Below are 891 nucleotides of genomic sequence, written 5' to 3' on the forward strand. Positions count from 1 at the left end.
MCCCTTCGCTATCTCGAAAAGTAAAGCTAAGTTGCCTTGATTCCTTGTCAACTTGCCAATCATCATCCACTGATTCTGATGCTAGGTAATGATACCCGCCCATCTCAGGAACGTGAGTCCGCATGTTTTTGAGTTGCAAAGAAATGGAATTAGAATTTGCCCCAAGATGAAAACTTTTTGAACCATAAACTTCCATTAAACCAGATTTTTACCCGCAAATGTGGTTGTCCTGGCTATTCTTTCCACTTCATCTTTCAATACCACCACTTCCAACTGCAAACTTTGCCGATCATCATCGGAGTTCGACCCGTTTGCGGCTTGAAGAGAAAGAGATCGCAATCTCTGCAGTATTTCACTGCCCTCTTCCAACGCCCCTTCCGCTGTTTCTGCAACGGCATAAGCACTATGMGCGTTAGTTAATGCCACATCCAAACCACGAGTTTGGACATGAAGCGTATTCGCTATCTGCATTCCAGCGGCATCATCGCTGGCACTATTAATTCGAAATCCGGAACTTAGATTTTTTTGGTTTCAGCTACCTGACTTGCCGTTGTCTGTGCTCAGATGCCTCTGAGCGACCATCGCAGACACGTTTGGTATTGAGTGAAACCATTTAATCGATATCCCTCTCCTGTTTCAATTCCGTTCATTCGGCAATAACGAGAAAACCGTCAACCTATGYCGAGAACATCTTGCGTCGAGGATATTAAACAAAGAGCCAGGTAAGACTACCTGGCTCCTGCTTACCGAAATTAACCGCTGCTGCTCAGAGATTAGCCTAGTAGACTTAGCGCTGAGTTTGGCGCCTGTTTCGCTTTGCGCAAGAATGAACTTGCGCTTGACGTATAGAATTTGAGTCTTGGTCAACTGAGTCGTTTCTTTCGCGAAGTC

General features: G+C 45.3%; 1 pseudogene. It reads right to left on the reverse strand.

Annotation, left to right across the window (positions count from 1 at the left end):
* A pseudogene (locus CIK04_RS35685) lies at positions 1-613 on the reverse strand (flagellin); the annotation flags it as partial.
* Between the last annotated feature and the right edge of the window lie 278 nt (positions 614-891).

Source organism: Vibrio sp. 03_296 (genome assembly GCF_002265885.1).